Origin of the sequence: Proteus sp. G4415, assembly GCF_963896075.1 — a bacterium.
GTDB lineage: Bacteria > Pseudomonadota > Gammaproteobacteria > Enterobacterales > Enterobacteriaceae > Proteus > Proteus mirabilis.
This window is the reverse complement of sequence record NZ_CAWQOK010000030.1, coordinates 1-2,744: the sequence shown is the minus strand read 5'-3', so window position 1 is coordinate 2,744 and position 2,744 is coordinate 1. Positions and strand designations below refer to the sequence as shown.

The 2,744-nt window shown below is 39.9% G+C and carries 3 protein-coding genes; 2 read left to right on the top strand and 1 reads right to left on the bottom strand.

What is annotated here, in order from left to right; all coding sequences use genetic code 11:
* A partial coding sequence (locus AACU95_RS02535; protein WP_161737164.1) for an RNA-guided endonuclease InsQ/TnpB family protein occupies positions 1–355 on the top strand: 355 nt, incomplete at its 5' end.
* A gap of 173 nt (positions 356–528) precedes the next feature.
* Complete coding sequence (gene gndA / locus AACU95_RS02530; RefSeq protein WP_004244519.1) at positions 529–1,935, top strand: NADP-dependent phosphogluconate dehydrogenase; 1,407 nt, start codon at positions 529–531, stop codon at positions 1,933–1,935.
* Between the two features lie 119 nt (positions 1,936–2,054).
* Here gndA and AACU95_RS02525 read toward each other — a convergent pair whose 3' ends face one another.
* On the bottom strand, positions 2,055–2,552 hold the full coding sequence (locus AACU95_RS02525) for a YbaK/prolyl-tRNA synthetase associated domain-containing protein (RefSeq protein ID WP_004244520.1): 498 nt from the start codon (positions 2,550–2,552) through the stop codon (positions 2,055–2,057).
* Positions 2,553–2,744 lie beyond the last annotated feature (192 nt).

Genomic DNA, 2,744 nt, shown 5'->3' with positions numbered 1-2,744 from the left:
TGGACGGAACGTAAAAGCTAAATCTGGTTTAAACCGCTCAATACTGGAGCAGGGCTGGTATGATATGCGCCGTCAGCTTGAGTACAAGCAGCTCTGGCGAGGTGGTCAGGTAGTGGCAATACCACCAGCCTACACCAGTCAGAAGTGCGCTTGCTGTGGTCATACAGCAAAGGAAAACCGCCAGTCACAAAGTCAATTCGAGTGCCTTGAATGTGGATATACAGCGAATGCTGATATCAACGGGGCACGTAACATTTTAGCGGCAGGACATGCCGTGCTTGCCTGTGGAGGGAGGGGGCAGTCAGACCGCCCGTCGAAGCAGGAACCCGCCGAGGTGATTCAGACATCAGTCTGAACGCAGTAGGGATCCACGTCCTTTAGGGCGTGGAGGATGTCAACCATAAGGAATGCGATATCGATTGCATCAATAACTACCACCAAATGAGAGAGTGAGTTACTATGTGATCAGGTTAACAAATTGTCAGTACATTGAGACTGGCAGGTTTATATTCAGACGGGAGTTATTTCATGTCAAAACAGCAAATCGGCGTGGTTGGTATGGCAGTGATGGGACGTAACCTTGCGCTAAACATTGAAAGCCGTGGTTACACTGTATCTATCTACAACCGCTCGAGCGATAAAACCAATGAAGTGATCGCTGAAAATCCAGGTAAAAAACTGGTTCCGAATTACTCTATTGAGGAATTTGTTGATTCATTAGAAAAACCGCGTCGTATTTTGTTAATGGTTAAAGCGGGTGAAGCAACAGATAAAACCATCGCAGCCCTGACACCACATTTAGATAAGGGCGATATCCTTATTGATGGCGGAAATACTTTCTTTAAAGATACTATTCGTCGTAATCGTGAGCTATCGGCTCAAGGTTTTAACTTTATTGGTACGGGTGTTTCTGGTGGTGAAGAAGGGGCATTAAAAGGACCTTCTATTATGCCTGGTGGTCAAAAAGAAGCCTATGAGTTAGTTGCTCCTATTCTTGAGAAAATTGCCGCGGTGGCAGATGGCGAGCCTTGTGTCACTTATATTGGTGCAGATGGTGCAGGTCACTATGTGAAAATGGTACACAATGGTATTGAATATGGTGATATGCAACTGATAGCAGAAGCTTATTCAGTATTAAAACACTCACTAGGTTTAACTAACGAAGAGTTAGCTGACACTTTTACCGAGTGGAATAAAGGCGAATTAAGTAGCTACCTTATTGAAATTACTGCTGATATTTTCCGTAAGAAAGATGAAGAAGGTAACTACCTTGTTGATGTTATTCTTGATGAAGCGGCAAATAAAGGCACCGGTAAATGGACTAGCCAAAGCTCTTTAGACTTAGGTGTTCCTGTTACGTTGATTACAGAATCTGTTTTTGCACGTTATATTTCTTCACTGAAAGATCAACGTGTGGCGGCATCTAAAGTATTATCAGGCCCAGCACCAAAAGCATTTACTGGTGATAAAAAAGCCTTTATCGAGAATGTTCGTCGTGCACTATATTTAGGTAAAATTGTCTCTTATGCGCAAGGCTTCCAACAATTGAAAGCTGCATCAGATGAATATAACTGGGATCTAAATTACGGTGAAATTGCGAAAATTTTCCGTGCAGGTTGTATCATTCGTGCTCAATTCTTACAAAAAATCACTGATGCCTATAATGACGATGCGAATATCGCTAATTTATTATTAGCACCTTACTTTAAAAATATCGCTGATGAGTATCAACAAGCATTGCGTGATGTTGTTTGTTATGGTGTTCAAGCAGGTATTCCTACGCCAACATTCTCCGCGGCTATCTCTTATTATGATAGCTACCGTGCGCAAGTGTTACCAGCAAACTTAATTCAAGCACAACGTGACTATTTTGGTGCGCATACTTATAAACGTACTGATAAAGAAGGCGTATTCCATACTGAGTGGATGGAGTAAGTTTTAAAAACAGTGAGTTATAAGTGTTAGGGGTGCTGAATTTCAGCACCTTTTTACTATTTGTAATTAAAAAGTTATAGTTAAAAAATACTTTTTAACTGCATTTTATAGTACTTTTATTAATCATTATCATCTTGGCGAATAAAATGAATTAACTCAGGCTGAGCAATACGCTGATAATCTTGTGTATTTAAAATAATCGAACGTTCTAATGTTCCAGCATTAAAGGCTAATTCATCAAAACGTTCAAATAATAGCGGATCAGCAACCAGTTTTAGTGCTGGATGAAAACTAAAAGGTGGGATCGCGCCAAATACACATTGCGTTAGTTCATCAACTTCTTTCGGGCTTGCAAGAGAGGCTCTTGTCCCACCAATAGCGATAGCGAGTTTTGATAGATCAGCTTGTTTATCAGCAGGTAAAATGGCCAGTACATGTTGTTTAATACCATTGCCTTTTACATGACAAACTAGACCTTTTGCCCCTTGCCCTAATTGTGTACCTCTTATTTTAGCAACTTCCTCAGAACGACCCGCGGTCGGGTGTTCCATGACGCGATAACGGGCGTGGTGGTTATTGAGTAATGTGGTTAATTGCTCGAAAATAGTCAAAGACATCAATGACTCCTAAGATTAAGCATGTATTTTTATTCGGTCATTATACGACTTTAAAAAAATTTTTCTGTGGTGATATGTTTCTTTGGTATTTATTATTTTGATAAGCCTATCAAATTATTTTGTTACAAATGATAATATGTTAATAGTATTATCCTATTGAATTAATAGGATAATTAGATTATCTATATTATT

What these genes read in the sequence shown, in the direction of transcription:
- AACU95_RS02525 (WP_004244520.1), bottom strand. Translation starts at nt 2,552, where the DNA reads ATGTCTTTGACTATTTTCGAGCAATTAACCACATTACTCAATAACCAC.
- gndA (WP_004244519.1), top strand. Translation starts at nt 529, where the DNA reads ATGTCAAAACAGCAAATCGGCGTGGTTGGTATGGCAGTGATGGGACGT.